This is a genomic window from Methanocrinis sp. (genome assembly GCF_049974945.1).
Lineage (GTDB): Archaea > Halobacteriota > Methanosarcinia > Methanotrichales > Methanotrichaceae > Methanocrinis.
This window is the reverse complement of sequence record NZ_JBNGCU010000138.1, coordinates 1-3,549: the sequence shown is the minus strand read 5'-3', so window position 1 is coordinate 3,549 and position 3,549 is coordinate 1. Positions and strand designations below refer to the sequence as shown.

At 57.9% G+C, this 3,549-nt stretch carries 2 protein-coding genes; both read right to left on the bottom strand.

Features of this window, described 5'->3' with window-relative positions; translation table 11 throughout:
• Positions 1-2,772 (bottom strand): PAS domain S-box protein (locus ACP5EL_RS09705; protein ID WP_428402309.1); only part of this gene is annotated, 2,772 nt, incomplete at its 3' end.
• 222 nt (positions 2,773-2,994) lie between these two features.
• Positions 2,995-3,549, bottom strand: a 555-nt coding sequence (locus ACP5EL_RS09700) for a DUF1848 family protein (RefSeq protein WP_428402308.1), incomplete at its 5' end; no start/stop codon positions are given.

The window sequence follows — 3,549 nt, the reverse complement described above, 5'->3', positions numbered from 1 at the left end:
GTTCTCCAGGAGGTTGCTGAATACCTTCTCCAGCATCGGGTCGGCGAAGATCTCCAGAGGTCCTGTGTAGACCCCGAGGTCGATCTGGCCTTTGGAGACCTCGGCGGGAGCGGTCTGTGCGGCCCTCTGGACCACCCCCTCGACCGTCTGCCATTCGGGGGTCTTCACCCCCATGTCCTGGTAGTCCCGGGTGAAGGCGACGTGTCTGTGGATGGTCTTGGTCAGCTCCATGATCCGGTCGATGTACCTCTTCATCGTCGGGTCCTCCGGGAGGATCTCGCTCAAGAGGAGGGCGTAACCCGAAAGCCCCGTGATCTGGTTTTGGATATCGTGCCTGGTGACGCTGCTGAGGAGGTTGAGCTTCCTGTTAGCCTCCTTCAGGGCCTCCTGGTACTGCCGGATCTCGGTGATCTCCTGGGTGATCCCCGTCATTCGCAGAGGGGTGCCCACATCATCTCTTGTCATCACCTCGCCGCGGTCGTGGACCCATATCCAACGGCCGTCTTTGCGCTTCAGCCGATAGTCTATCTCGTAGTTTTGGGTCTTCCCGTCGAAGTGGTCCTGGAGAGCCGCCATGACCTTCTCGAAGTCATGGGGATGGATCATCCTCTCCCTCTCCCATATCTGCCCGAGAAGCTCGTCTTCAGAGTATCCGAAGATCTCGACCAGCCTCCGATTTCGGACCACCTCTCCGGTGGCCACGTTTCTGTCCCAGATCCCCAGGTTCGCCCCCTCGATCACGAGCTTCATCCTCTCCTCGTTCTCCTGGAGCGCCATCTCCGTCTCCACGATCTCGGTGACGTCGCGGATCGACTCGATCGCCCCCACGATACTATCATCCTTATCGAAGAGGGGAGATGCCGTCCCCCAGACGTAGGAGTAGGACCCCTTACCTCCTCGGGGGGGCGATACGAAGGCCTCGGCGAAGAGCGTATCACCCTCCCTCTTGACGTAATGGTATAGAGATTCCAGCTCTTCGTCCCTCGAGAAGATCAGGTCGATGAGGATCGGCCTTTTGACCCCATAGAAGACCTCCCCGTAGGCGTAATCCCCCTTTCCGATTATCTCCTCTTTAGAGACCCCGGTCATCTCCTCGATCGCTCGGTTCCAGGCTATCACCGTCCTCTCCTTATCGATGACAAAGGTCGGGTCAGGGAGGAAGTCGATGATCTCCAGAAGCTGCTTATGAGCTTGGATCAGCTTCTCCTCCGCCCTCTTCCGCTCGGTGATATCCTGGCCCTGGATTATAGTGGCCACCAACGTTCCGTCCTTCTCAGAATAGATGTTGGCCGAGTTCCAGAGGACGATCCTCTCGCCTCCGTTTTTGCAGCGGACCGGAATCTCTACCGACTCCCAAGCCTCGCCTTCCAGGGTGTAAGCGATCTTTGCGAGGGCCTCTTCTCTCCCCTCGTCTGGAAGGAGAATTGAGGCCTCTTTGCCGATCACCTCCTCGGCGGCGTAGCCCGTCAGCCGCTCAAAGGCCCTGTTGAAGCGTATGATCAACATGTTTGGTCCCCAGACGGCTATGGGGGCGTTGGCGTAGTGGAGGAGGCTGTCCAGGTAGTCCCGTGTTTCCCGCAGGGCCAGCTCGGCCCGCTTCCTCTCGGTGATGTCCCGAATCGATTCTATGGCGCCCACGATCCTTCCATCGTCGTCGAATAGCGGTGATGCGGTCGACCAGATGTAAGCCCCCTTCCCCCCGTAGAGGGATGGCACGAAGACCTCGGCGAAGATCGCGTCACCTTTTCGTCTGATATAATCGTACCTGCCCTCTATCCCAGCGTCCTCAGAGAAGATAGAATCGATCAGAACAGGCCGTTTAAGCCCGTAGAAGGGCTCGCCATAGGAGTAAACGCCTTTACCCGCGACCCTCTCCTGAGGAACGCCGGTCATCTCCTCGATCGCCCGGTTCCAGGCTATCACCGTCTTGTTCTGGTCTATGACGAAGGTCGCATCGGGCAGAAAGTCTATTATGTCCTGGAGCTTCTTGTGAGCTCGACGCAGCTCCTCATTCATCCTCTTTTGTTCTGATATATCGGAGAAGATCGTCGCGAACTGTCCCTTCCCGATGGAAAAGGCTGAAATGCTGAAATGTCGGTCAGTAAATGGAAAATATGCCTCAAACTTTGCTGGAAATCCGGTTTTATCCAGTTTTGAGTATGTATCCATAAAAAGGGGTCTTTCAGACCGGAATATCTCGGTCGCCCTCTTTCCGATCGCCTCCTCTGGCTTGACGCCCGCGATCAGCTCTATCTTCGGGTTTGCATCCTTTATGACGTAGTCTATGGGCTTGTTCTCAGCATCATGGACGAGTTCGTAGAGGACGAAGCCCTCGTTCATGTTCTCGAAGAGGGCCCTGTACTTCTCCTCGCTTTCGAGAACTGCTCTCTTGGTCCTCTGCCTCTCTGCAGCCTGCCGGATCTGATGGGTCAGTTCCGCGTAGAGGACCTGGGGATTGGCGTCTTTTTGGAGATAGTAGTCGGCTCCGTTGTTCAGGGCCTCTATCACCACCTCTTCTCGCCCCTTTCCGGTGAATAGGATGAAGGGAACCTCAGGATCCTGGCCTCTGACCTCCTTCAGAAACGATATGCCGTCCATCTCTGGCATCACATAATCGGAGACGATCACATCGTAGTTGCCGTCATTCAGCCACTCCATCGCCCCCGTAGCCGACTCGATGGCGTCGACCTCAATATCCCCGGACCTTTCCAGGAAGATCTTCGCTATCTCCAGCAGCATTGGGTCGTCATCGACCATCAGAACTCGGATCATGGATCATCTCCGGTCGGCTTTATCGCTCCAGAAAGGGTGGGTTTCTGTTATTATAGGTTTTAGTTATGATATACTCTGTCATGGCTATAATGGCTTTCGGACCATCTCGTCGAAACTTAGATGAAGTCGAAATGGCGGGAGACAAATTGCTGGAGAAGGTGGCGGTTCTAACGGGGCGGGGAGCGGAGGACGGCAAGGGGGTTGGGTCAGGTTGGGCTCGATTCAGAACAGGGTCGTCTGCGTCGTCCCTCTTTGAGACGAGCCGGGGTCCTCTCCCGGACCGCAGAGGAGCTCGCCTTCGGGGTCGTGTCTCCTGTACCGCCGAAAAGCCAGATCCCGGTGGAGGACGGCGTAGCAGTACGCGCAGCCGTGAGGGCAGGTGTCGTACTCTCCGATGTCCGCCGATTCGCAGCATCCGCAGTCCGGCCGGTTCCCCTTGAGCCGAGCCCTGACCGGACGCCCTCCTGTCGCGGCGAGCCTGCGGGCATCGATGCACCGGGCGGCCGAGGCTCCGGGAACAATGTACTTTCGCTGGGAGCAGACCGAGAGCTTCATGCCGGAGGCTCCCGCGATCTCCACCAGCTCCGAGGCGAGGCCGAGCTTCGCCTGGTCGGGCGGGTCCTCCCAGGTGAACCCGAAACGACCGGCGGCAAGGTCGAGGTTTCGGGCGGTCTTCCGATAGATCTGAGCGAAGGAGATCACCACCTCGTCGGTCGCCCCCTCCAGCGCCCCGGCCAGCCGCTCGAAGTTATCGAGGTGATACTCCGCGGGGGTGAG